Annotated in this window: 25 protein-coding genes and 1 tRNA gene; 18 read left to right on the top strand and 8 right to left on the bottom strand. The window is 61.5% G+C overall.

The genetic code is table 11. The features are described from left to right. Positions 1 to 306 precede the first annotated feature (306 nt). Positions 307 to 1,500 (top strand): hypothetical protein, encoded by a 1,194-nt coding sequence (locus tag Q0326_RS17470; RefSeq protein WP_298692981.1) that lies wholly within the window; start codon positions 307 to 309, stop codon positions 1,498 to 1,500. Between the two features lie 163 nt (positions 1,501 to 1,663). On the opposite strand, the gene Q0326_RS17465 is transcribed toward Q0326_RS17470, so the two are convergent. Both Q0326_RS17465 and Q0326_RS17460 read right to left on the bottom strand, forming a co-directional pair. Further along, the gene (locus Q0326_RS17465; protein ID WP_298692979.1) at positions 1,664 to 2,041 is read right to left on the bottom strand and encodes a hypothetical protein; all 378 of its coding nucleotides are present in this window, start codon (positions 2,039 to 2,041) and stop codon (positions 1,664 to 1,666) included. A 248-nt stretch (positions 2,042 to 2,289) separates the two neighbouring features. Beyond that, positions 2,290 to 2,511 (bottom strand): DUF2188 domain-containing protein, encoded by a 222-nt coding sequence (locus tag Q0326_RS17460; protein WP_298692977.1) that lies wholly within the window; start codon positions 2,509 to 2,511, stop codon positions 2,290 to 2,292. A 494-nt stretch (positions 2,512 to 3,005) separates the two neighbouring features. On the opposite strand from Q0326_RS17460, the gene Q0326_RS17455 reads away from it, so the two are divergent. Both Q0326_RS17455 and Q0326_RS17450 read left to right on the top strand, forming a co-directional pair. Beyond that, positions 3,006 to 3,599: a MucR family transcriptional regulator gene (locus tag Q0326_RS17455; RefSeq protein WP_298692976.1), complete on the top strand. Its 594-nt coding sequence runs from the start codon at positions 3,006 to 3,008 to the stop codon at positions 3,597 to 3,599. A gap of 87 nt (positions 3,600 to 3,686) precedes the next feature. Continuing rightward, positions 3,687 to 3,896, top strand: coding sequence for a hypothetical protein (locus tag Q0326_RS17450; protein WP_298692973.1), 210 nt, complete (start codon positions 3,687 to 3,689; stop codon positions 3,894 to 3,896). Between the two features lie 779 nt (positions 3,897 to 4,675). Here Q0326_RS17450 and Q0326_RS17445 read toward each other — a convergent pair. After that, complete coding sequence (locus Q0326_RS17445; RefSeq protein WP_298692971.1) at positions 4,676 to 5,479, bottom strand: hypothetical protein; 804 nt, start codon at positions 5,477 to 5,479, stop codon at positions 4,676 to 4,678. A gap of 157 nt (positions 5,480 to 5,636) precedes the next feature. Between Q0326_RS17445 and Q0326_RS17440 the strand changes: the two genes are divergently transcribed. From Q0326_RS17440 to Q0326_RS17430, 3 genes are all read left to right on the top strand, one after another. Next, on the top strand, positions 5,637 to 6,452 hold the full coding sequence (locus Q0326_RS17440) for a hypothetical protein (RefSeq protein WP_298692969.1): 816 nt from the start codon (positions 5,637 to 5,639) through the stop codon (positions 6,450 to 6,452). 447 nt (positions 6,453 to 6,899) lie between these two features. Further along, positions 6,900 to 7,541, top strand: coding sequence for a recombinase family protein (locus Q0326_RS17435; protein ID WP_298692967.1), 642 nt, complete (start codon positions 6,900 to 6,902; stop codon positions 7,539 to 7,541). 708 nt (positions 7,542 to 8,249) lie between these two features. Then, complete coding sequence (locus Q0326_RS17430) at positions 8,250 to 9,119, top strand: hypothetical protein (protein WP_298692965.1); 870 nt, start codon at positions 8,250 to 8,252, stop codon at positions 9,117 to 9,119. Between the two features lie 3 nt (positions 9,120 to 9,122). Here Q0326_RS17430 and Q0326_RS17425 read toward each other — a convergent pair whose 3' ends face one another. Further along, positions 9,123 to 9,341 (bottom strand): helix-turn-helix transcriptional regulator, encoded by a 219-nt coding sequence (locus tag Q0326_RS17425; protein WP_298692963.1) that lies wholly within the window; start codon positions 9,339 to 9,341, stop codon positions 9,123 to 9,125. Positions 9,342 to 9,496: 155 nt separating this feature from the next. On the opposite strand from Q0326_RS17425, the gene Q0326_RS17420 reads away from it, so the two are divergent. Continuing rightward, the gene (locus Q0326_RS17420) at positions 9,497 to 10,258 is read left to right on the top strand and encodes a hypothetical protein (RefSeq protein ID WP_298692961.1); all 762 of its coding nucleotides are present in this window, start codon (positions 9,497 to 9,499) and stop codon (positions 10,256 to 10,258) included. A 454-nt stretch (positions 10,259 to 10,712) separates the two neighbouring features. On the opposite strand, the gene Q0326_RS17415 is transcribed toward Q0326_RS17420, so the two are convergent. The 3 genes from Q0326_RS17415 to Q0326_RS17405 form a co-directional block, all read right to left on the bottom strand. Beyond that, entirely contained in the window at positions 10,713 to 11,069 is a 357-nt protein-coding gene (locus Q0326_RS17415; RefSeq protein ID WP_298692959.1) for a hypothetical protein, read from the bottom strand. A 62-nt stretch (positions 11,070 to 11,131) separates the two neighbouring features. Then, positions 11,132 to 12,424, bottom strand: a complete 1,293-nt coding sequence (locus tag Q0326_RS17410; RefSeq protein WP_298692957.1) for a tyrosine-type recombinase/integrase — start codon at positions 12,422 to 12,424, stop codon at positions 11,132 to 11,134. A gap of 104 nt (positions 12,425 to 12,528) precedes the next feature. Next, positions 12,529 to 12,603 (bottom strand) — tRNA-Gly (locus Q0326_RS17405). Between the two features lie 186 nt (positions 12,604 to 12,789). Between Q0326_RS17405 and Q0326_RS17400 the strand changes: the two genes are divergently transcribed. The 4 genes from Q0326_RS17400 (at position 12,790) to Q0326_RS17385 (ending at position 15,060) form a co-directional block, all read left to right on the top strand. Beyond that, the gene (locus Q0326_RS17400) at positions 12,790 to 13,704 is read left to right on the top strand and encodes a tetratricopeptide repeat protein (protein ID WP_298692955.1); all 915 of its coding nucleotides are present in this window, start codon (positions 12,790 to 12,792) and stop codon (positions 13,702 to 13,704) included. Positions 13,705 to 13,712: 8 nt separating this feature from the next. Continuing rightward, entirely contained in the window at positions 13,713 to 14,339 is a 627-nt protein-coding gene (locus tag Q0326_RS17395) for an LON peptidase substrate-binding domain-containing protein (protein ID WP_298692953.1), read from the top strand. After that, entirely contained in the window at positions 14,336 to 14,524 is a 189-nt protein-coding gene (locus Q0326_RS17390; protein ID WP_298692951.1) for a Trm112 family protein, read from the top strand. Before Q0326_RS17395 ends, Q0326_RS17390 begins: the two co-directional genes overlap by 4 nt. Positions 14,525 to 14,844: 320 nt before the next feature. Beyond that, a complete protein-coding gene (locus Q0326_RS17385; protein WP_298692949.1) occupies positions 14,845 to 15,060 on the top strand; it encodes a hypothetical protein in 216 nt (71 codons plus the stop codon). A 155-nt stretch (positions 15,061 to 15,215) separates the two neighbouring features. On the opposite strand, the gene Q0326_RS17380 is transcribed toward Q0326_RS17385, so the two are convergent. Next, positions 15,216 to 16,427 carry a UbiH/UbiF/VisC/COQ6 family ubiquinone biosynthesis hydroxylase gene (locus Q0326_RS17380; protein WP_298692983.1) on the bottom strand — a complete coding sequence of 404 codons (1,212 nt, stop codon included), beginning with the start codon at positions 16,425 to 16,427 and terminating at the stop codon, positions 15,216 to 15,218. Between the two features lie 132 nt (positions 16,428 to 16,559). Here Q0326_RS17380 and Q0326_RS17375 point away from each other — a divergent pair, with 132 nt between their 5' ends. From Q0326_RS17375 to mnmE, 7 genes are all read left to right on the top strand, one after another. After that, positions 16,560 to 18,923, top strand: a complete 2,364-nt coding sequence (locus Q0326_RS17375; protein WP_298692947.1) for a DNA translocase FtsK — start codon at positions 16,560 to 16,562, stop codon at positions 18,921 to 18,923. Positions 18,924 to 19,146: 223 nt separating this feature from the next. Then, positions 19,147 to 19,764 carry an outer membrane lipoprotein carrier protein LolA gene (locus tag Q0326_RS17370; RefSeq protein WP_298692944.1) on the top strand — a complete coding sequence of 206 codons (618 nt, stop codon included), beginning with the start codon at positions 19,147 to 19,149 and terminating at the stop codon, positions 19,762 to 19,764. Between the two features lie 294 nt (positions 19,765 to 20,058). Then, entirely contained in the window at positions 20,059 to 20,850 is a 792-nt protein-coding gene (locus Q0326_RS17365) for an exodeoxyribonuclease III (protein WP_298692942.1), read from the top strand. Further along, positions 20,847 to 21,923: a GTP cyclohydrolase II gene (gene ribA / locus Q0326_RS17360; protein ID WP_298692939.1), complete on the top strand. Its 1,077-nt coding sequence runs from the start codon at positions 20,847 to 20,849 to the stop codon at positions 21,921 to 21,923. The genes Q0326_RS17365 and ribA overlap by 4 nt, the downstream gene beginning before the upstream one ends. Continuing rightward, positions 21,920 to 22,420 (top strand): L,D-transpeptidase family protein, encoded by a 501-nt coding sequence (locus tag Q0326_RS17355; protein ID WP_298692937.1) that lies wholly within the window; start codon positions 21,920 to 21,922, stop codon positions 22,418 to 22,420. The genes ribA and Q0326_RS17355 overlap by 4 nt, the downstream gene beginning before the upstream one ends. Positions 22,421 to 22,445: 25 nt before the next feature. Then, on the top strand, positions 22,446 to 22,679 hold the full coding sequence (locus Q0326_RS17350; protein ID WP_298692935.1) for a DUF6489 family protein: 234 nt from the start codon (positions 22,446 to 22,448) through the stop codon (positions 22,677 to 22,679). Then, complete coding sequence (mnmE, locus tag Q0326_RS17345) at positions 22,663 to 23,952, top strand: tRNA uridine-5-carboxymethylaminomethyl(34) synthesis GTPase MnmE (protein ID WP_298692932.1); 1,290 nt, start codon at positions 22,663 to 22,665, stop codon at positions 23,950 to 23,952. The genes Q0326_RS17350 and mnmE overlap by 17 nt, the downstream gene beginning before the upstream one ends. Positions 23,953 to 23,964 lie beyond the last annotated feature (12 nt).

The following is a 23,964-nucleotide window of genomic DNA, read 5'->3' as shown; positions in this document are numbered from 1 at the left end:
AGGGGGGCGGCATCATTTCAGAATTGGGGGGCGGCTTCCCTCGGAATCTACAAGCAGATAGCTTTTTTTTCGATTCTGGTGTGTTGCCGCCTGATCGCATTGGACGATCAGATTGCGCTAGCGGACGCTCGTTCAAAAAGTCGCGCAAATTGCCACCGGGTCATGCGGCGTGGCCGGAGAACGGCCCCAGGTTTTGGCGGCCATATTCCTAATTAGCGGGTTCGCGGTTAAGCTCTCGCCATGAGCCAGCCAGCTATCCGGAATTCATCAACGTGGGTTCGCATCCGTCGCAACGATGTGAGGGTGTTGGCTGGCGAGATCGTGATCGAGGCCTCGAAGCAGGAGGCAAGATGGCCTGATCGGGAGGAGGTGGTTTCGCTGCGCAATGAGGCCGCGCATGTCGGTCAAATGATGGACGGCGCCTTTGCATCCTCGCCTCTCGCCAAAGCCTTTGCGGAGCTTCAGATTGCCGCGTCGGCTCTGGAACGCCTTTCTTCTCATCCCTTCTTCAACGTGCGGTTGGCAAAGGCGACGCCTCGAGCCGGTCAGCTTAATCTTTCCACTCTCGCCGAGTTGGTAAGCGACCTGACCACAGGCATTCGCCGGGACATCGCTACCTTCGAGTCTCGACCAGCCTACCCGCGCCCCACTAGCAAGGAACTTCTAAGTCTGCTTCCGGCGCAGCAACTCGGCCCCGTAGAGTTCGTGGTTGCCGGCACGATCCTGAAGATCAATCACCGTGCCGCTATCGCTGGCGACCTCGATAGCGCAAACGCCGATCGGGCACGTGAGGAGCTGATCATTCGTGCGGTCAAGCTTAAGGAGGAGCTGGAGGGAAGCAACTTCGACAAGCGGCTCATTGAATTGGTAGCCGACATCAACGAACGTCTGAAAAGCCGAGCCGACATCATTGCGCTCGGCATCCAAAGCATGACCCTCCAAGTTTACGTGAATGCAAACAGCGAGGAACTACCTGGCATCGTATCAGCGTATCTTCAAGCGTTCAGCGTCACCGTGGCGATGTACGTCGCGCAGTTCCCAGAGTGGAACCGGTACAATGAGAATGCCGCGATGGCTGAATATACGACCGAGGATTTGAAGGCTGTCTATCAAGCAGGAACCAAGCTCGTCGCTGACCTAGTTGCAGCCAAAGACGCTGTTGACCCTGAAGTTCCGCGAACTATCCGTTGGATGCTTGAGGCCATGCGCGAAAGGCGCTCCGCGTCAAAACGCGCCGTCTTCGGTGCTCTCCGAACGATCGAGAACCTTGTCAATGTAGTCTTCACAACCTTTGGAGGCTGGCTCGGCGCAGCCGACGAGGGCGTGAAAAAGGGTATCAAGACGGGCATCGCGACCACGGTAGCCGTCACCGTTGTAATGGCAGCGGTCGATGTTGCGTCGAGCATCTCACCTAGCGCCGCTCGTGTGACCCAAGCTTCTTGGCTCAGCATTGCCGTGAAGATGGTGACTAAGGCCTTGGAGGAAGTGTCTAAAGAGTGACCCCGTCGGTCTAGCAGTTACCTGCGCGACACTCGCGATTCAAAGTTAACGGATGTCCGCATGTGCACGTTCGCTCCATGGCGTTGAACGCGATTGGTGGGCGCCTCCCGACCGTTCGCTTCCGCATCAGTGAAGGAAGGCACTTAATGCTGCCTTTTCCGCATTAGGTCTGCGCCGCTTTCCACTCATGCATTGCTCGAACCAGTTCAGCTGTCGGATATTCTTGAATATCTTCGTCGGATGATCCCGCCGCGGTCTCGCGCTGCCAATACCATTCCTGAAACTCGAGATATTTCCCTTGGATCAGCGCTGACCCGACTGCGGGAGCTCCAGCTTGAGCGATCAGCCAGCTACGGACCTTGCGAACGGCTTTCTCAAATTTCCCCTCGTGCACCTGAATATCCCAACCAGATATATCAGAAAGCGCTTTCTGATAATCATATTTGGTGTGTTCCAGGATTAGTATCTGCTTATCTGGAAGTTGATCGTTTCCGTATCGTTTGCAAGCGTGATCCAGTCCAAGCTCAAAAGGCATGTTCATTCGAGAAAACTCGTCGGGGGCAATCGACTTACATCTTGTAAGGTCATGGATCCCGTACCGGGATCCACGTATCAAGTCGATTATGCGATCAAGTCGGCCAGCGGCGTTATCACTATTCTCCGGTGCAAGCCGCGGATAGAAACCAAGAAATATCACACAAAAAGCAACTGCCTGGAGGATCGGCGCATATTCGGGATCGAACGGGCAATTGATAAAGACGGACCGTTCAAAGGGCGGTTGTGGAGCATTCACTTTTTCGTGCGAAGCCCGCCCGAATATGAATTGTGCTCTCGGATCCTTCCATCCTTTCCATGCACATAAAGTTCGGTCTTTTGGTTTTTCGCTATCTGGGTTGCGGCCTGTACGGCTCCAGCTTGAGTCGGGTGATTACTTGAAGCTTTAACACCACCTGCCTTTTTGACGCTCCAGCCATTGCCGTTAGGGACCACATGCTGACCCTTCTTCGTCATTCGGTATGACCTCTTGCCGTGACGGTAGGATTCCGTTCCCAGCCGCCGTATCAAGGAACCTTATCTCGCTTTTTTGCAACGTCCGCAATCAGGTCGATCATCGCCCGGTGACGATAGTTCTCTGGGAGGTTAGCCGCGTTCCCTTCGCTACAGCGTCTCCGCTCCGTCAGGCTCGCACCATTCCGTCGGCGTAGCGGCAATCAGCGTCATCGAACTCTGCACCAGGGCACCTCCAGCGTACCAAATCTTGTCCGGGGCTAAGAAGGCTATGATAGGGTCGTCGCCTTCGATCGTCCGAACGAGCACCGGTCTACCTATCGGCGGACTGTTCTGATCGATCCTGCTCCAAGCCATCTAATCGCTCCCCATTTTGAATGAACATCAACGTGTTGCTCTCCTCATAGACCCATCGCTTCTCAGATCGCCAAAGCCGAGCTTGGACACGATCATCGAAAGGGGTACGACGGGCTGCTACAAGTGTGCGGAGCTATCCATTGTCTGAAGCCGATACCGATCTGATCACCATGACCGCCGACATTGTTTCAGCATACGTCAGTAAGAATGAGATCGCGACCGCTGACGTTGCGACATTAATTGCGTCGATTCACTCGGCGCTGGCCGAGGCGCTCAGTCCTGCGACTCCGGAGGCCCCGAAGCAGGAGCCCGCCGTGCCAATCAAATCGAGCATCAAGAACGATTATATCGTGTCGCTTGAATCCGGCAAAAAGATGAAGATGCTGAAGCGGTATCTGATGACTCAATATCAAATGACGCCGGCGGACTACCGATCAAAGTGGGGGCTGCCCCATGATTATCCGATGGTTGCTCCTGCCTATGCAGCGATGCGTGGTGAGTTTGCAAAAAGCTCCGGCTTAGGCAAAAAGGCTGGCACGACCGTCAAGGATGCCGTCGTTCACGCTACCGAAGCCGTTGTCGAAACGGCGACGCCGAAGAAGCGTGGCCGCCCCGCAAAGGCTGCGGCCGACGCTCCTGCTAGTAAGCCTGCAAAGTCCAAGCCCAAGGGCATTGCCGAGGCTAAGGCTGCCGCAGCTGCCCATCTTGCGGGCGGCGAGCCGACCGAGAATTGAGTTCGCAGCGAATGAGGAGTCCAATGGCCAATTTGCCAACGGCGATCAGGCCACATCTGATCGCTACGACCACCGGGGGAATACCGAATGTATCTCAACGTAGCACTTGACCACGGAAGGTCCGAACACGCGGGTGCTGCTGGCATGTTCCAGATCGAATCGGTGAGAAACGCGGATACAGGCGAGGATCTCACGTATCGGATCGACGTCGGCGTTCACCATAGCGGAGTCGATGATCTCGAAAAGTATTTGAAAGGTATCTTTGGGGGTGCCGCAACCTTCGACTTCGACGATTGATCGCCGATGTCGGCAGCTCAGCCCGCCAGATAGCGGGTCCCAAAAAGTACAGGATGCAGATGCGAAACAAGCGGTGCGATCATAAGGGGCTGCGGAAGTGGTACACTCAGCCGCCCGGCTCTCCCGCGATGTGGCTTGCTGTATGCACTCGATGCAAGCACGAGAGAAAATTCACATCCAAGCAGGCGTGTACTTCCGAGATGGCGGGCGAGGAGATCGTACCATATCCTCCGCCGCCCCTTCCCCGCGAGCCTTGGATGGATTTTTTTGAAGCTTTCGAGCCGGAGTCCGAAGCTATCCTGACGCCCGAATGGCAGCCGGTTGACGATAAGAGGCGCACTATAACTATGAAATGCGACTGCGCAGCGGGAACGAACTGGATCGCACAATCTGACTCGAATTGGCCCCAATATGCAATCGTTTGCCGGAATTGTGGTGGCCCGCCTGAGCGCTATCCAAAGCGATATCACAACGAGTTGAAGCGGTACCAACAAGGCGGCGAAGACCTGAGGGTCATTCCATTCCCTCTCGGGACTGCGGCTGACGAACAAGCTCCGTGGAATCGGTAGGAATTTGTGAAACCAAGAACGAACGCCGATCTACTGATGTGATCCAAGTGTCGTTCCGATCGTTCGATGTGCTGGAAGGGGATGGCATCAATCAGTTGCCTTCCAAGATCGATTTGACCCGCTGGGGAGCTACTGTGATTGTATTCCGCGTAAGATAGTTTGATATCGATCCCGAGACCTCACCGCTTAACAAAAACGGTTCTATATCAATCATGCCTGTGAGCAGTCAGCCAATATGAGTCTTTTCGGGTCACCCGTCGCGGACTCAATTTTGGACGCTCTAAACTTCAGCTCTTTATTTCCCGACACGGTATTTCCATGGAGCGACCAGGTAAGAAGTCCCCTTTTTTCTTCGGGAAAACCATCGCCAGGTCTAAAGGGGATAACCCTCTTTAATTCCCGAATTAGCGCTCTGCCGTTTCCAGTAATGGAGTTATAACGCGTTATGCTGCCGCTGAAGTCTTCGACGCCGGGGTTTTCGTCGCGAGTGTTAACCCAAAGGCTTGTTGTCGCGTTCAGCATGACGAGCTCGGATCGAGGACGTTCGATCGTTATCTTCTCTCTGCCATGATCTATGGCTCGATGAGCTCGCTGTAGAGATCCCTCTAAAACCTCGCTCAATTGATCAAAGAAGGTTCCGTCCAGCTCGACCATTTGGATGGTTGGTGTCTCCGCCTTGACACTGAGTTTCCCAAGCGCTTTGGAAAACGCCGTTTTTACAAAATCATAGAAGATTGGCGCGCCGATACCGAGGGTTGCTGGATACTTCTCAATGAACGCCACGACGTCGATCAGGACACTTCCCTGCCGCGGTGAGCTGAACCGGATTTCGGCACCCTTCAACGGCGTCGCTCTCGTCACCACATCGTTGCGCATGTACGCATGGAGAACGATCTGCATTGCCTGAGCCAGCCCGTGGAGCGATGTGGATCCATCATAAAGATCCAATCCCCGAGCCTCGACGCTCTCCCCGCTGAACCGCAACTTTAACGAAAAACGCGCTAGATCCGACATACAAGCTCCCCGAGCTGAATCTTGCTCAACGCCAACGAATAAGCAAGCCGCACGGAATAACGGGTGAGGCGTCGTCGTTGGGACAAATGCGATCACAAACAGGTTTGCTGATCCGCTGCACACTGGGTATCCCGCTAGCATTGGTGAAGGCATCCGAATGGCTCAGGTCTCGTGTTTCGTAATGCAATCGTTTGACGCAGGTCCCTACGATCGGCGCTTCGAAGAAACGTTTGCGCCCGCCATCGCGAGGGGCGGTGCAAAAGCCGTGCGCGCCGACAAAATCTTAGGCACCAAGCCGATCATTGAGAAAATCGAAACGGCTCTACAGGCAGCAGATATAGCCTTCGCTGAGATCTCAGAGAATAATCCGAACGTCTTCATCGAGCTTGGCTATGCTCTCAATCTTGGTGTGCCCCTCGTGATGGCTTGCGACGCTGCTAGACGAGGCGTTCTGCCTTTTGATATCACCCACCGCCCCGTTATTTTTTACAAAACCGAGTCGCAAGGTGACTTCGAGCGCTTATCGAATGATGTAGAGCTCGCTGTCAAAGCTGCCATTACCGAGGCTGCGGATCGAGCTCTTAGCCTGCCTGTGTCGGTCACTGCGCGGGCCCCGCTTCAACAGGACGAGCTTAAAACTCGCATAATGTTGGAGATACTGGACGCCCAAATGACTGATCCAGATGGCCTCTCGGCTTATGGAATCAAGAAAGCGCTTTCTGCCGCTGGAACCCCTGAGCGCGTCACAAGCCTCGCCACAATGAAGCTGCTTTCTGAAGGGCTCGTACATGCCAGCCAAATGACAGACTATAATAACAACGAGTATCTCGCGTATGCATTATCGGATCACGGTCGAGACCTTTTGCTAGAGCAGTACGTAGAGATTAGAAGAGACGCAGAGGAGTCCGCCAGACCTAGGCATAAACAAGCTTCCGCATTCGACTCCGATTTAGACGACGATGTTCCGTTCTAGGCAGCAGACTGCCTTTTCCCACTAACCAGGGGGATCCAATGCCTACTCGAAAAACTTTTCAAGGGTAGCTCTGGGGGCCGGGGGCTCGTACGGCACGAACTCGCCATCTAGCCCAGCATCCACTAGCTCGTTGAGCTGAGCCTCTTTCCCCCACTTTATCCAGTCGCTGCAGTGTAGGCATTCGACGCGGTAATTGTTGTGTGTTTCCGGTCCCAGCTCGATCCATCTCGTACCCGGTGGGCATTTGCATTTTTTGACTATGCTTTTTTCCATCCGCCAGTCCACCCCTGATCTGATTGTTCGCCGCTACGTGACCAATCCTCGTAGCCGTATAATCTTATCCGACCCGCCTATCAAATGTTGCGATAGCGTTAGCGTTGCCTACCGACTCGGATATCTCGAACCGTCCAGAGTAAACCAAGGTATGCTCTGGACGGGATCGGCAAAATGCAGCGTTATGTGGCCTATTTTCGAGTATCGACATCCACCCAAGGTCGATCGGGATTGGGGCTGGCTGCCCAGCAATCCAAGGTTCAAGAGTTCCTCCAAGCAGACGATGAGCTGATCGCCGAGTTTGTCGAGGTGCAATCTGGGAAGCTCGATGCTCGGGTCGAGCTATGGAAGGCCATCGGCCACGCCAAGAAACATTCTGCAAAGCTGCTGATCGCCAAGCTCGATCGGTTCTCGCGGAAGGTTAGCTTCATCGCTAGCATCATGGAGCAGGGGATCGGTCTCGTTGTTGCCGATATGCCCCATGCCACGGACTTTCAGCTGCATATCTTCGCCGCTCTCGCCCAGGAGGAGCGGAGGCTGATCTCCGATCGAACCCGATCTGCGTTGGCCGAAGCAAAGAAGCGAGGTGTCCGACTTGGCCCCCATGCTACCGTCTTGGCTGTCTTGCACCGTGAGGACGCGATGCACCGGGCGATCGGTCTGGAACCGATCCTTCGCCCAATGCTGATCAAGGGCCTATCTCTGTCTGCTATCGCTCGCAATCTAAACGCTCTGGGTATATGCGGCCTACGTGGCGGCAAGTTCCACGCGGAAACCGTCAAAGCCATCGTTAATAGGCTCTCGGAGCGCTGCTAGGTGCCGGTTTTCTGTCTTAGATTGGTTTTATCGGCCTACACGATCCGGAGATTACCGGCTGCATGCGCTTTGCATCTTGCTAAATACGCGGTTATCATTTCTCTGCGCAATCGGCCAGCTACGGTTGGGCTATGAAGGTTTTTAGCAGCGGAGTTGCGATGAGCGTTCGAGATCGACTGACGTCCTGGTTCACGAATATATGTCTGCTCGGCCTCATTCCTGTCGTGGCACGACTCTTTGTTTGGGAACTTTCAAAACAAGGGGTTGAGCCCTTTGCCGTTTCTGATCTGGTTGCATTCGGCCTTGTAGTCCACAGCGCAAACATAAATGAGATCAGTCGATCTAACTTCGAAGAGGTTTGGAGCAATATCCATCTTGTAATATCGATATTGTTTATCGTTCTCTACGCACTTCTGCTGTTTACGACGATATTATCGATTAAGGATCTCCGTGATACCGCGATATTAGATTCCACTGGCGTTCTTGCTATTGTATCATTTGTGTCTGGGCTGGTCGTTTTCTGGGGGTCTTCTATACAGTCAGATGAAGGATCGAGCGAATGATCCACTTATTTACCCACGTACTGACATCTTGGCTTCCAGCGGTAACGTTGATTTCCGCCGGGATCAGCCTCGCTATCACGACGGCATATGCAATCAGAACCCGTAAAAAATATTACGGCGAATACATTAATAGGAAGCGCAGAAAATGATTAGGAATTTCCTATATCTTGATTCAACTAAATTACGATCAATTTCGTCACAGGTCTTTGAAGGAATCACCAACCAGCTACTTTTAACAGAATTGGAAAAATCAACGGAGCAAGAGAGTCAGAAAGGCCCACTTTCGAGCGGAAAGGTCCTAGCTGATATATTTTCCAAAGAGAAGTCTTCAGCTGAACTAAAGTTCTTGGAGGATCATGCTTATACGATCCTAGAAGATAAGCTTAGAACTGACGATATGCTTATTTCGTCAGACGACAATGATTTCGCGGTTAAGTCAACGAACTTGTTCGTAAAAATAGACGCTCGTCTGACGATCAATGATGTTGCTGCAACGCACGGCTTGCTGTCTAACTTCAATGAGATTGGCGAAGCGTTTTGGCGCGTCGCGAACACGGGCCAAAGTTCGTTAACAAGTAACGGGAAACCTCTCCCGGATGATCAAGTTCGAAAACTCGCGGCGGCTGCAGGTATGCAGCTCGACAAGAAGTTTATTGCGGCGTCATCAAAGCTAATAGAGTTCGGTTTTGGCGGCATGATTGAGGCTAGTATGCTCCACTCGGGATATTTGTTTTCTGCTCCTCTAAAAAGGGAGTTTTTGCGAGAAAGCGAATCTATGATATTGCATAAGTATTCTAGATTTACGCAGTCAAACTTCACCATGATCGGGCTTGTCACCCAGATTGGTGGCGGGACAGAACAGTCGATTGTGCCTCCAGATGTAAGCACCAGCGACGGCGTAAAATCATCAATGAGATCTTTAGCAGTTCATATGAGAGTTCTTGAGCAGGTCTTCTCGGGTCCATCCCAGAATGAGATAATTATAGATCCGATAGCAATATACGCAGTAATATAGCTGCTAAGGTCTTGGTAATAGTTCTAGTAGTGTGCCGGGTGACATTGCGAGTGCATCAGCAAGTCGACCCAGCGCCCGAACGGTTGGATTGCGTGTCCCTCGTTCAAGATCGCTAAGGTAGCTCCGCTTCATCCCGGCTCGGAACGCCAGCTCCTCCTGCGACATACCCTGCGCCTTGCGGGCTTGCCGGACATTCTCGCCAAGGAGTTGAACCAAATCCATGGTCCTGCATGGCAACGGATGCTCGTTTTGGTCTGTCCCCCAGACGTGTCATTTGCTAGCCACCTCGTGTCTCGACCTACGTCGAGGTAGGGGAGCGTGGACCCGGACGTCATTCCGGTGGACCGTTTAGCTTTGATGTTTGAGCGGGGTGGACAATGAAATTGCTTCAGAAATCGGGAAAGCTACGGGCCGTGATCCCTTTGGCGGGCATCGTAGCTCTTTCAGGCTGTTCCTATTTGCAGAGGCCTGGCGAGGTTTGCTCCACGCAACAGACTTATGATGCTCTCGAAAAGGTGATCGTATCCGGCGCCCCATCTGATGGGGACGCCAAGACTGCCTTAGCCGCAAGCCTAGGGGGCAACTTCTCTCCTGATGCATTTCTCAAGCTGGTCAGCTCCTACGTGTCGTTCAAAATGCCGACCGTCGATGCGGTTGATAAGGATACCGGCAGGGTTTCTTGCAATGGGCTGTTGACCTTGACCGGTCCTCAAGACGCCATTGTTGCTGGTCGAGGTTCTGATCCAGATGCTCTCGATTCGCCGCTCCCGATTAACGATCAATCTCCAGATCACATTGCGTACCAAATCTCTTACAGCGCTCAGCGGACGGCTGACGGCACGAACAGCGCCATAATTCTCAAGAGATCGCCTCAGGTTGCTGCGATCGTGCTGGCTTTCGTAGCGAAGGCCGAATCGATGAAGTCGACCCGCCAAACCAGCGTTGCTTCACCGGTTGAACAGCCCGTTGCAAACCAGCCCGACCCGGACGCGTTGCCGGCACAGCCCGCTGGGTCTGGAAACGCCTCCGACGGAACTCCGCCTGACGCTGACGTCCCCGCTCCGAGTGGGAACCTCGATGCATCCACAGGTCCCGATAGCCATCCAAGAGCCGACTTCACTAAGAACTTGCCCCAGTGAGAGAACGTAGCTCGTTTGCGGATGCCGGTAGCAGAGCATCCGGTAAGCGGAAGTCCATGCTCGCCGCATACGTGTTGCTGATACTCGTAGGGGGATTGGCCGGCGACCTACTTTATTTGCGAAAATATACCTATGCTGTGATAAGGCTTTTAATCGCTTTGGGTGTCATCGCTTGGATCTCGGTCCCTGCGATAATCCAAGACATCTACATCCAGATGGACTTTATCTTGCAGCATACCGGCGGCTCCGTTCCGGGCTTGCAGGGTATACGCGATTTTGGGCGTTATATACTATATGGATATTGGGGGCTCTGCTTGTTGGACATCGTCCTTATCCCCTTCTGGGTGAATGGCCACAATCGAGTTGCCGTCCAACGGATATAAGAAGGCCGAATCTTTGCTGGTTCCAAACCCCGGAGCTGCCGATGCGCAGCTCCGGGCGGGAATTTCGTTAATCACTTAGTGAATCTGCTCCGAATGTCAGTCGAAACCTTATCGAGCTGGCTGTCAAAATCTCCGTGGAGGACCATCCCACGGACGGTGCAAAGCGCCGCCTCGGCATGGTCGAGATCGGGGCACTGGATCGCAAACATACCCTTCTTCAGCTCAAGCGGCTGGCGACCGTACTTGATCGGAAGAAAGTAGCTGCCCGCATCGTCCATCCATGCCCATGCGGCACGGACGCTCTGCCCCTCGATCATCTGGCGAACGTAACCGATCTGCTGATCGATCTTACGAACCAGCTTCTGACGACGGAGCAGTGACGCATTCGGCTTGGCGGGGCGGGTTGCGGCTACGAACTTCAATTCCACGGCACATCTCCTTCTATGGTGTCGTGCCGGGGGTCCGTTCAGACCCTCATGAGGTCCACGGGCTAATCAAGCCACTTCATGGATGACGATGCTCCGCTTGCCTTGCCACCGCTGATCTTGGTCAACTCCTTGGCCGAAATGACATTCGACGTATGCCCATAGTACTGCTCCAGCATGGCGACCGTCGTGCCCATATTCCTCCCCAGCGTGTAGTGATTGACGCCGTTATGGAGGCGGAACGTCGCATAGGTGTGCCGCAGCGAGTAAAGCGTCCGGGGGTCACCGTGGGTGTCCTTCTCGACCCTGGCTGCTTTGACCAGCGCCGCAAACGACTTCTTGAACGTGCCGATCGCTGATCCGTCCTTGTGACAGAAGATGAGGCTATCGGGATCGAGCTTTGGCTTGGGCGTCTCTGGTGTGGTCAGCTCTTCAATCCGGAGATCACGTATCCGTTTGAAGTAGGTCTTTACCTCGGCTGATCGTGCCACGACGTCTCGCTTGCCCGTCTTACCCGCCACAGCCAGCACGATGTTCGGGGCACCATCTTCCCCGCTAACTTCGCTTAGGTCTCGCCATTTGAGGATGCGGGCTTCGCCGACACGGATGCCCGTGTTGGCGAGGATCAGAACGTAATCCCGCAGCATCTTTCGATCCCGCCGAATCGCCCCATTTTCGATCTTTACGAACTCCTGGAGGTATCGGGTCAGCTTCTGCCAATCCTTCGCATTGAAGTGCGGACGGCGGGATGCAACGCCGATGACCTTGGGAAACTTCGTCAACGCATCGATGTGCCCCTGGTCCATGCACCATTGCAGGAAGTGCCGCAGGTCGCCGTAGATTCGCTTGATCGTGTTCGGGGAAAGAGAACCCTTCTTGGTCAGGGCAATCTGGTCGTCGATCACCTTGGACAGCAACGCCGTCGAGAGCTCGTCGAACGTCCTGTGATCGAGGGTTGGCTTCACTCGCTTCATCAGCAGGATCTTGTAGCCGATCGACTTGCGAGCCTTGTCCGGCTCCAGCCGCTTTATGTAAGCATCGATCACGGGACCAATCCGCTTCGATGGCGGGGCCACCCCGGTTAGCGAGTTGACCAGAAGCCGGTTGTAGAGGTCGTCGGCGAACTTAAAGGCTTGGTGCTCGTCACCCGTCCCCGTGCTGCGATTAGCGTAGCCTTTGGCGCCCGGCACCTTCACCCGGCAGAGCCAGGTGGGCTTAGCGTAATCGGCACGCTTGTAGAGGTAGATCAGGCCGTCCCTGAACGTACGGGAGTCCACCACCGCACCCTTTGCTGACGACTCGCTGCGTTCTGCAGATGGTGCAACCGGTGCTGGCTGCCTAGGATTCGCCTTCGCCAAAATCCGAGCATCCTATTCCGAATCCGAACACGATCCGAAGATGCTATATTTCATTGCGAGAAGGGAACTGAAAATCCCTAACATGCAGTTTTCCTTGGGAAAACTGGAGCGGGCGAAGGGATTCGAACCCTCGACCCCAACCTTGGCAAGGTTGTGCTCTACCCCTGAGCTACGCCCGCTCTTGGCGCCGTCGGGGCAGGGCCCCGCCGTGGAGGTGGGCCACTAGCACCGGCCTTTCGAACGGGCAAGCCGATTCGCCGACAAATTTCGTGCGTCGCGCCGTGCCGTCGGGCAGGGGTTGGCAGCGGGGCCCCCACGCCCACATAAGGCGATCGAACCGGTAGCGGATGGCAGGAGACACGAGCGTGGCGACGTTGGGGATGAGTGCGGCGGACCGCGAGGCGGTGGAAGCCTTCCGGCGCGACGTCGTCGAGCCCTCGATGACGAGCCTCGTCATCGTCGACTTCTGGGCGGAATGGTGCGGCCCCTGCAAACAGCTCGGACCGGTGATCGAGAAGGTCGCCAGGGATTATGCCGACAAGGGCGTGAAGCTGGTCAAGATCGACGTCGACAAGGACAAGTTCATCGCGGCGCAGTTCCGCGTCCAGTCGATCCCGACCGTCTATGCGCTGTTCGAGGGTCAGCCCGTCGCCGACCTGACGCAGGCGCGCACCGAGGGCCAGCTTACCCGCATGCTCGACCAGCTGCTGGCGCAGCTGCCGATCCAGGCGGGCGAGGGTGATCCCCAGGCCGAGGACGTCGAGCAGTTTGTCGCGATGGGCGAGGAGCTGCTCGCCGCCGGCGACGCCGAGCGCGCGCTGTCGATCTTCGAGCAGGTGGCGGCGATGGCGCCCGACCATGTCACAGCCACCGCCGGCCATGCCCGGGCGCTGTTGGCGCTCGACCGCGCCGACGACGCCGAAGCGCTGCTCGCGGCGCTTCCCGAGGACAAGGCCAAGGACGTCGCCTTCACCCAGGTGCGCGCGGCGATCGCGCTCGCCAGGCAGGCCGCGCCGGTCGACGATCTCGAGGCGCTGCGCCGCGCGGTGGAGGCGTCGCCCGACGATCTCGACAAGCGCTACGAGCTTGCCGGCGGGCTGATGGCGGCGGGCGACCGCGACGGCGCCGCCGACCAGTTGCTCGCCAGCATCGCGCTCGACCGGACCTGGCACGAGGGCGCCGCCCGCGAGCGGTTGCTGACCCTGTTCGCCGCGGTCGGGCTCGAGGATCCGTGGGTGAGCGCGCAGCGTCGGCGGCTGTCCGCCGTGCTGTTCACCTGAGCCGGCCGGTGGCGCGTCTTTCGATCTTCCCGCTCGGCGGTGCGCTGCTGTTCCCGCGCGCGATGCTGCCGTTGCACATCTTCGAGCCGCGCTACCGCGCGATGATCAGCGACGCGATGGCGCGCGACCGGCGGATCGGGATGATCCAGCCGCGCGACGGCGACCACGCCAAGCCTGCGCTGTTCGACATCGGCTGCGTCGGCCGCATCGCCGAATTCGAAGCGCTCGACGACGGCCGCTACAATCTGGTGCTCGAAGGCCTGACGCGGTTCCGGCTGGTCCGCGAGCTCGACGTCACCACCGCCTTCCGCCAGGTCGAGGCGGACTGGAGCGGGTTCGAGAGCGATAGCGCCGAGCCCGATCCGCTGGGGCTGGCGCTGCGCGCCGATCTCGAGCGCGAGGCGCGGCGCTATGCCGAGGCGAAAGGCTATGCGATCGACTGGAGCGCGGTCGAGCGGCTCGACGACGAGGCACTGGTCAACGGCGTGGCGCAGGTCGCCCCCTTCGACGTCGCGACCAAGCAAGCCCTGCTCGAGGCGGCCGACATCGCCGAGCGCGCCGATCTCGTCGTCCAGTTCCTGCGCTTCTTCCGCCTCGACGAAAGCGATGAGGACGACGGCGCCACGCTGCAATGACACCCGCAGGTGTGCGCCCGGCCATCGATCCGGACCTGCTCGCAATCCTGGTCTGCCCGATGACGCGGACGCCGCTCCGGCTCGACGCCGCGCGCGGCGAACTGGTGTCCGACGAGGCCGGGCTTGCCTACCCGATCCGCGAAGGCGTGCCGGTGCTGCTGATCGAGGCGGCACGGCGGCTCTAGCGAAAGGACGGCCGCACTATCGCGGCACCCGCACGTCTTCGACATTGGTCGTATCGAAGCCGGCGGCAGCGGATGGTGAAGACATCCTAAAGCCCTGCCATGCGACCCGCCACGATCGGCGAGCGCGAAGGTAGAGCATGTACGCGATTAAGACGGACCTTCGGCGAAGGATGCTGCACATCACGATGTCGGGCTTTTTCAGTCCCGAACTATCGGACGCGTTCATCGTCGATCTGAGAAAGGCGATCGCCGACCTATCTGTCGACAACGGCTATTTCGTTCTCGTCGATCTCCGCGCGTGCGCGCTCCAGTCGCAAGCGATGGTCGAGATATTCCAGCAGTTCATCACGGCGCGGCCGCACCATGCGAAGCGGATCGCGCTTCTGGCTGGACGATCCGTGTCCCGGATGCAGGCCCGGCGCCTGCTGGTCGACGATCGGGTGCGCATGTTCGACAGCGACGAGGAGGCAGCGCGCTGGGTCGCCCCGTCGCCGGATGTCGGTCTCGATCGATGGCGTGCGCCCGCGTCGGTGTAGGACCCCACGGTCGCCCCGTCCGTCATCCTGACGAAGGTCAGGATCCAGACGCGTAGCGTCCAAGCTGGAAACGGTGCGCGTCTGGATCGCGGATGACGTTCGGGATGGCGAGGACGATCCGGTGGGCACCGTCGCCCTCAATCCGCCGCCTCGGATCAGATCGCCTGCCCGCTCAGCAGCCGCGGCAGCGCACCGCTTTCGCCGCGTGCCTCGGCCATGAAGAAGTCTTTTAGCGCTGGCACCCGCTCGACGATACCGATGCCCAGCCGCCGGACCCGCGACGCTGCGCGCCCCGGCACGCCGAACAGCCGCGTCAACCCGTCGGTCGCCGCCGCCACCGAGAAGGTGTCGAGCCCGCGCCAGCGCTCGTAGCGCTGCAGCAGCTGCGCGTCGCCCGGATCGAGCCCGAGCCGCACCCCCTCGATCAGCACCTCGGCAAGTGCTGCGGCGTCGCGGAAGCCGAGATTGACGCCCTGGCCTGCGATCGGATGGATGCCGTGCGCGGCGTCGCCGACCAGCGCGAGACGCTCGTCGGTGATGTGCGCGGCGTGGTGGAAGCCGAGCGGATAGCTCGACAGCGGGCCGGCGAGCGACAGCGTGCCGAGCATCCCCTTCATCCGCTTGTCCGCCTCGGCAAGGAAGGCGCGGGGGGAGAGCGTCAGCATGGCCGGCGCATCCGCCTCCGCCACCGTCCACACCAGCGCGGAGCGGTGGCCACCCTGCATCGGCAGCAGCGCGAACGGGCCGGCGGTGTAGAACAGCTCGTGCGCGACGTTGCGATGGTCTTCGCTGTGATCGAGCATGCCGACGATCGCGACATGCCTGTACTCCCAGCGCGCGACCGCGATTCGCGCCGCCTCGCGCGTCGGCGAGCGGCGCCCCTCCGCGCCGACCAGCAGCGCGCCCGCGATCCGGCGCCCGTCGGCGAGCGTGATCCGCACGCCGTCGGCATCGCGCTCGACGGTCTGCGGGGTCGCCGGCATCAGCAGCGTCACGCCCTCGGCAGCGGCCGCAGCATCCCGCAAGCCCATCCTCAGGGTGCGGTTCTCGACCATCATGCCGAGCGGGCCGTCGTTGGCGAGATCGGGCTGGAAGGCAAGCAGGCCCCGCGCGCCCTGCTCGCCGACCTCGATGCGCTCGATCGGCGAGGCGTGCGGGGCGAAGGCGGGCTCCAGCCCAAGCGCGTCGAACATCCGCCAGGTGCTGCTCGACACCGCCGAGGCGCGGCCGTCGTTGGTCGCGGCGCGGATCGCCTGCGGGTCGGCGGGGTCGACCAGGATGCTGGTCACGCCGCCCTTGGCGAGCGCCAGCGCCAGTGCGCAGCCGACCAGGCCGGCACCCAGGATGATCACGTCGTGGCGGGGGATTTCAGTCATGGCCCTGCTCTAGCCGCCGCGCCGCGCGATGACAAAGTTGACTTGTAGGATTGCGAAAGTCATGTTGGCATCACGGAACATTAGGGGCACGCCGGTGCGCGGCCCCGCCGGGGAGCACAGGACATGGCGAGCAACGTGGCGGTGCGCGGTGCACCCTGGCGCGAAAGGATCGTGTCCGCGGTCGCGCGCAGCGGCGGCATCGTCGGCGGAATCGCGCTGATCGCCGCCGCCATTCTGTTCGCGATCGCGCTCGCCAGCTACCATCGCTCGGACCCGGCGCTCAACACCGTCGCGGGCGGACCGCCGCGCAACTGGATTGGTGGTCCCGGCGCCTGGATCGCCGATCTCGGGCTGATGCTGTTCGGCCCTGCCGCCGCGGGCTGGGTGCCGATCATCCTCGTCCCCGGCGTCCGGCTGCTGCGCGGCCGCGATTCGGGACGGTGGGGCAGGGCGGCGCTGCTCACGCTCGTCGCGATGCTGCTCGCCGGCACCGCGGTCGCGCTGTTCCGCGAGGAGACCAGCCTGTGGCTGCCCGCCGGATGGGGCGGTGCGCTCGGCTATCTCGGCAGCCGCGCGATCGAGGCGGGTATCGCGCTGATCCCGGGCCACGGCTTCGCGATGCCGCTGCGCTATGCGGTCGAGCTTGTCGCGGTCGGCGCCGCCTTGTGGCTGTGGATCGTCGCGATCGGGCTCGAAGCCGATGAGCGCGCCTGGCTGTCGCGCGCCGGGCAAGGCGCGGCGCGGCCGGTCGCGCGCGTCGCCAAGGTGCGGGTGCCACGGCGCGAGGCCGCCGCGCGACCCGACGACGAGGATATCAACGATGGCGAGGACGTCATCGTTCCGCCGCCGCGCAAGGGCCGTGCCGCCGCGGCGCCCGCGCAGGCCCCGTCGCGCCCGATCATTGCCGATCGCTCGGCGGCGAGCACCCCGCGCAAGTCCGAGAGCGCGCGCCAGACCTCGCTCGACCTGCGCGACGAATTCGTGCTGCCCTCGATCGACCTGCTCGCCCCGGCGCCGCCGAACACGGGCCAGGCGATCGACAAGGCCGCGCTCGAGCGCAACGCGCAGCTGCTCGTCACCGTGCTCGACGACTTTCACGTCAAGGGTACGATCAACGCCGTCCGCCCCGGCCCCGTGGTGACGATGTACGAGCTGGAACCCGCGCCCGGCATCAAGGCCAGCCGCGTGATCGCGCTCGCCGACGACGTCGCGCGCAACATGTCGGCGCTGTCCGCCCGCATCGCGACGATCCCGGGCCGCACCGTGATCGGCATCGAGCTGCCAAATGTGAAGCGCGAGGCGGTGGTCCTGTCCGAGCTGATCAACGATCCCGCCTTCGAGGATCCGACGACGCAGCTTCCGATCATCCTCGGCAAGAATATCGCGGGCGACCCGGTGATCGCCGATCTGGCGCCGATGCCGCATCTGCTGATCGCCGGGACCACGGGATCGGGCAAGTCGGTCGGCCTCAACGCGATGATCATGTCGCTGCTGTTCCGGCACTCGCCGAAAACGTGCCGGATGATCATGATCGATCCCAAGATGCTCGAGCTCAGCATCTACGACGGCATCCCGCATCTGCTCTCGCCGGTGGTGACCGAGCCCGCCAAGGCGGTGCGCGCGCTCAAATGGGCGGTCGAGCAGATGGAGGAGCGCTACCGCAAGATGTCGTCGGTCGGCGTGCGCAGCCTCGCCTCGTTCAACGAAAAGGTGCGCGGCGCCAAGACGCGCGGCCAGAAGCTCGGGCGGCGCGTGCAGACCGGCTATGACGCCGAATCGGGGCATCCGATCTACGAGGAGGAGGAGCTCGAGTTCGAGCCGCTGCCGCAGATCGTGGTGATCGTCGACGAGCTCGCCGATCTGATGATGACCGCGGGCAAGGAGGTCGAATTCCTCATCCAGCGGCTCGCGCAGAAGGCGCGCGCGGCGGGAATCCACCTGATCATGGCCACCCAGAGGCCCTCGGTCGACGTCATCACCGGCGTGATCAAAGCCAACCTGCCGACCCGGATCAGCTTCTCCGTCACCTCCAAGATCGATTCGCGCACCATTCTCGGCGAGCAGGGCGCCGAACAGCTGCTCGGCAAGGGCGACATGCTCTACATGCCAGGCGGCAAGCAGATCGCGCGCGTCCACGGGCCGTTCGTCAGCGACGAGGAGGTGCGGCTGGTCGCCGATCATTGGCGCGGGCAGGGGACGCCCGACTATATCTCGGCGGTCACCGAGGAGCCCGAGGACGGCGGCTTCGCATTGGACGGCCAGCCCGCCGACGACGATTCGCCCGACGCCGCGCTGTACCGCAAGGCGGTCGAGGTGGTGGCGTCGTCGCAGAAGGCCTCGACCAGCTACGTCCAGCGCCAGCTCCGCATCGGCTACAACAGCGCCGCGCGGCTGATCGAGCGGATGGAGAAGGACGGCAAGGTCGGCGCGCCGGACCATGTCGGCCGCCGCGAGGTGCTGATCGATCGCGACGGGCAGGCGCTGTGAGCGAGCCGCACTAAACCCTGACCCCACCGTCATTGCGAACCACGTAGCGGTGACGCAGTCCAGGCCCACGCCCGTAGCTCAGGACCGCTTCGCTGCGCGCAATGACGGCGGAGGCGCAATAGCGACGGAATCGCCGCCGACGGATCGATCGCTTGCCGGACGGGTTCAGAGGCGGTTCAAGGCGAGTCGCCGATAGCGCACGTCCTCATCACCGGAGCCTTCCATGCGTTTTCCGTCTCTCGTCGCCACCGCCCTCGTCGCGCCGGCGCTGCTCGCCGCCGCCCCGCCGGTCGCGCTTTCGCCCGATCTCGCGTCGGTCCAAGCGCATCTGCGCGGCGTGCAGACGATGACCGCCGACTTCACCCAGACCGATCGCAACGGCCGCACCCTGTCGGGCACGCTCCAGCTCAAGAAGCCGGGCAAGGTCCGTTTCCAATATGAGAAGGGCGTGCCGCTGCTCGTCGTCGGCGACGGCAAGGCGCTGACAATGATCGATTATTCGGTCAAGCAGGTATCGCGCTGGCCGATCGGCAACACGCCGCTGTCGCTGATCGTCAACCCCAATATGGACATCGGCCGGATCGCCCGGACGGTGCCGAGCGGCAGCCCCGACCTGATCCTGGTCGCCGCGCAGGATCCCAAGCACCGCGAATATGGCAGCATCACCGTGGCGTTCCGGCGCCAGGGCGGCGCGCCGGGCGGGCTGATGCTCGACGGCTGGACGGTGCTCGACGCGCAGAACAATCGCACGACGGTGCGGCTGACCGATCAGAAATTCAACGGCGCCATCGACGAATCCGCGTTCCGCTGGACCGATCCGCGCCCGCAGGGACGCCATTGAGCGCCGTCATCGCGACCAGGCGAGCGCTGGCGGCGACGGTCCGCCAAGATGAACCAAAACCATCTTTACCGTTCATCCCCGCGACAGCTAGCGCGCCGTAGACGGGCGATGCGGTCGCGGAGCCGTTCCGGAATTCCCCCCTGTTGTCCGGAACATCAGCTTCGCGTCCCGCCTGCGTGACGAACGCTAGGTCGGCCTCCGTTCCATGCCCCCGGAACGGAGGCCTTTCCATGTCCGGGCCGGCCGCGTCGGCTCGACTGGCGGAGCGGGCGGCGAGGGACTACATCGCCGCGGATGCCCGTCACCAAGATCGCCTCCTGGAACATCAATTCGGTTCGCGCGCGTATCGACATCGTCAGCGATTTCCTGACGCAGGTCGCGCCCGACGTGCTGTGCCTGCAGGAGACCAAGGTCGACGACCCGACCTTTCCCCACGAGCCGTTCGAGCGGCTCGGCTATGTCCACCGCCTGCTTGCCGGGCAGCGCATGCATCACGGCGTCGCGATCCTGAGCCGGCTGCCGCTGCATGCGCATGGCCGCCACGACTGGCAGGATAATGGCGAGGCGCGGCACGTCGGCGCGTGCCTGCCCAACGGCATCCGCCTCGAGAATGTCTATGTACCGGCCGGCGGCGACGTGCCCGATCCCGCGCTCAACCCCAAATTCGCGCAGAAACTGGCTTTCATCGAGCGGATGACGCGCTGGTCCGAGACGCTGCGCGAACCGACGCTGATCGTCGGCGATTTCAACATCGCCCCGCTGGAAGCCGACGTGTGGAACCACAAGCAATTGCTGGGGGTCGTCAGCCACACCCCGGTCGAGGTTGCGGCGCTGGCGCGGCTGCAGACGGCGCATGACTGGGTCGATCTCGGCCGTCACTTCGTACCGGCTCCGGAACGGCTTTGGACGTGGTGGAGCTACCGTGCGAAGGACTGGCTCGCCTCCGATCGGGGTCGGCGGCTGGACCATATGTGGGCGAGCCCCGACGTCGCCAAGACCGCGATCGCGCACCGGGTGCATGAGGACTGCCGAAGCTGGACGCGGCCGTCGGATCATGTCCCGCTCGTCACCGAGTTCGCCTGGTGACGGAGAGCAGGCGCGAGGTCGCGCGCGGCATCGACGCGTTGCGGCGCGGCTGGCCGGTGGTCGTCGGCGCGGGGGCGCGGATGCTGACGCTGCTGTCGATCGAGGCCGCCGACGGCGGCCGGCTCGCCGACTTCGCACCCGACGGCGTCCACGATGTGCTGCTGTCGCCCGAGCGCGCCGCAACGCTGCGGCTCGACAACCAGCGCGCCGCCGCCGAATCGGTCGGGCAGGGCGCCGTGCGGGTCACGCAGGTGCCGTGGCTCGATCTCGATACCGCGACCGCGCTTGCCGATCCGTCGCGTGACCTGTCGACGCCGTTCAAGGGCCCGTTCGAGACGCGCGCCTTGCCCGCCATCGAAGAGGCGGCCGCTGCGCTCAAGCTGGCGCGACTCGCCGGACTGCTGCCCGCCTTCTTCGTCCGTGACGGCGCGCCGCCAGCGGATGCGCCGCAGCTCTCCGCCGAATCGATCCGCGACTATGACGCCTCGTCGCATCTGCAGATCGCCTCGCGCGCCAAGCTGCCCGTCAAGGCGCAGGCCGCTACCGAAATCGTCGCCTTTCGGTCGAGCGAGGAGGCGGTCGAACATGTCGCGCTGGTGATCGGCGCACCCGACGGCAGGCCGCCGCTGGTCCGCCTCCACAGCGAATGCCTCACCGGCGACGTATTCGGCTCGCTCAAATGCGACTGCGGTCCGCAGCTCGACGCGGCGCTCGCGCGCATGGCGGAGGAGGGCTGGGGAATCCTGCTCTACCTGCGTCAGGAGGGCAGGGGGATCGGGCTGATCAACAAGCTGCGCGCCTATGCGCTGCAGGACCAGGGTTTCGACACCGTCGATGCCAATCTCCGGCTCGGCTTCGCGATCGATGCCCGCGACTTCAGCGTCGCCGCGCGGATGCTGGACCTGCTCGGCCAGTCGCGGATCCGGCTGCTGACCAACAACCCGGCCAAGGTCGCCGGGCTGTCGGCCGCCGGAATCGACATCGCGGACCGCGTGCCGCATCGCATCACCGCCAATCCCTTCAACAGCGACTATCTCGCCACCAAGCGCGACCGCACCGGCCACAGCCTATGAAGCGGATCGTCGTCGACACGGCGACACACCGGCTGCGGGTCGGCGACGCGACGTTCCCGTGCGCGATCGGTCGCAGCGGCCCCTGCGATGCTGCGGCCAAGCGCGAAGGCGACGGCCATACCCCGCGCGGCACATGGCCGATCCGTGCTGCGCTGCTGCGCCCCGACCGCGACGTGCGTCCGCCGCAGCATCTGCCGTGGCGCTGGCTGCGGCCGAGCGACGGCTGGTCCGACGATCCGAACGACCCGGATTACAACCGCCCCGTTCGGCATCCGCACCGCTGGTCGGCGGAACGGATGTGGCGCGATGATCGGCTTTACGACGTCGTCATCCTTCTTGGGCACAATGACGATCCGCCCCAAGCCGGAATGGGCAGCGCGATCTTCCTGCATCTGCGCGAGGGCGACGTGACAGAAGGCTGCGTCGCTGTGGCACCGGACGTCATGCGCCGACTGCTTGCCGAATTGGCGGCGGACGCCGAAGTCGATATCGTCTAAGCGCGATGCCGAGGGAGAAGGCGCGATGAAGATCACGGTCGATGTCGATTGCACGCCCGAGGAGGCGCGGCGCTTCATGGGGCTCCCCGACCTTGCGCCGCTGCACGAGGTCTATCTCGCCAAGCTGCGCACCGCGATCGACCAGGGCATCACGCCCGATATGATGCAGTCGATGATGCAGAATTGGGCGCCGATGGGGGAGGCGGGTTTTTCGATGTGGCGCCAGATGCTGGATCAGATGGGTGGCACGAGCAAATAAGCCCGACGCCGCCGATTCGACGATCTACGCGCTGTCGAGCGGGGCGCCCCCCGCCGCGATCGCGATCGTTCGGATCAGCGGCCCGGATGCCGGCGCCACGCTCGCCGCTCTGGCCGGGTCGTGCCCGTCCCCACGCACCGCCTCGCTCCGCCGCCTCCGCGACCAGCGCGGCGAGCTGCTCGATCACGCGCTGCTGCTGTGGATGCCGGGGCCGTGTACCGCGACCGGCGAGGATCTCGCCGAACTGCATCTCCATGGTGGTCGCGCGGTCGTCGCCGCGGTGTTCGCCGCCTTGGCCGAACGCGGGTTGCGGCAGGCCGAGCCCGGCGAATTCACCCGCCGCGCGCTGTTCAACGGCCGGCTCGATCTGAGCGCGGTCGAAGGGCTCGCGGACCTGCTCGCCGCCGAGACCGAAAGCCAGCGTCGCGAGGCGATGCGCCGTGCCGATGGCATGCTCGGCCGCAAGCTCGATGGCTGGATGCGCCGGCTCGTCGAAATAGCGGCCGCGCTCGAAGCCGCACTCGATTATGATGGCGACGACGACGTGGCCCAACAGGGCAGCGATACGGCGGAGGCGATCGCCGCGCTCACGCTGGAGATCGGCACCGCACTCGCCGCCGCACCCGCGGAGCGGCTACGCGACGGCGTGCGGATCGCGATCGTCGGCCCGCCCAATGCCGGCAAGTCGACGCTCTTCAACGCGCTGGTCGGCGAGGATGCCGCGATCGTCTCCGCCATCGCGGGGACGACGCGCGATGCGATCGAGCGTCCGGTGGCGCTGGCCGGCATGCCGGTCGTGCTCGTCGATACCGCAGGCGTGCGCGACGCGCTCGATCCGATCGAGGCGATCGGGGTTGATCGCGCACTGCGCGAGCGCGCGCGCGCAGACATCGTGCTGGATCTTGCCGGCGAACAGACCGGCGCAGCACATGTCATCGCGGTTGCGGCAAAAGCCGACGTCGCGGCGGCCCGCGCCGGGGCATTGCCCGTATCGGCGCTGACCGGCGCGGGACTAGCGGCGCTGCGCGCGGCCATCGCCACCGTCGGCGCCGGCCTGCTGCCCCGCGACGGCGAGGTCGCCCTCGATCGCCGCTATCGGGATGCGCTGGCCATCGTTCACGCCGCGCTGGCCTCCGCGGCTGCGAGCGACGATCCGTTGATTACGGCAGACGAGATCCGCGTGGCGCGGGCGCATCTCGATGGGCTTATCGGCGGCGGCGATGTAGAGGCGATGCTCGATGCGCTGTTCGGGCGCTTCTGCCTCGGCAAATGATGTTCCACGTGA

Origin of the sequence: uncultured Sphingomonas sp., assembly GCF_937859915.1 — a bacterium.
In the GTDB taxonomy this organism is placed as follows: domain Bacteria; phylum Pseudomonadota; class Alphaproteobacteria; order Sphingomonadales; family Sphingomonadaceae; genus Solisphingomonas.
This window is presented reverse-complemented; position numbering and strand designations above follow the sequence as displayed.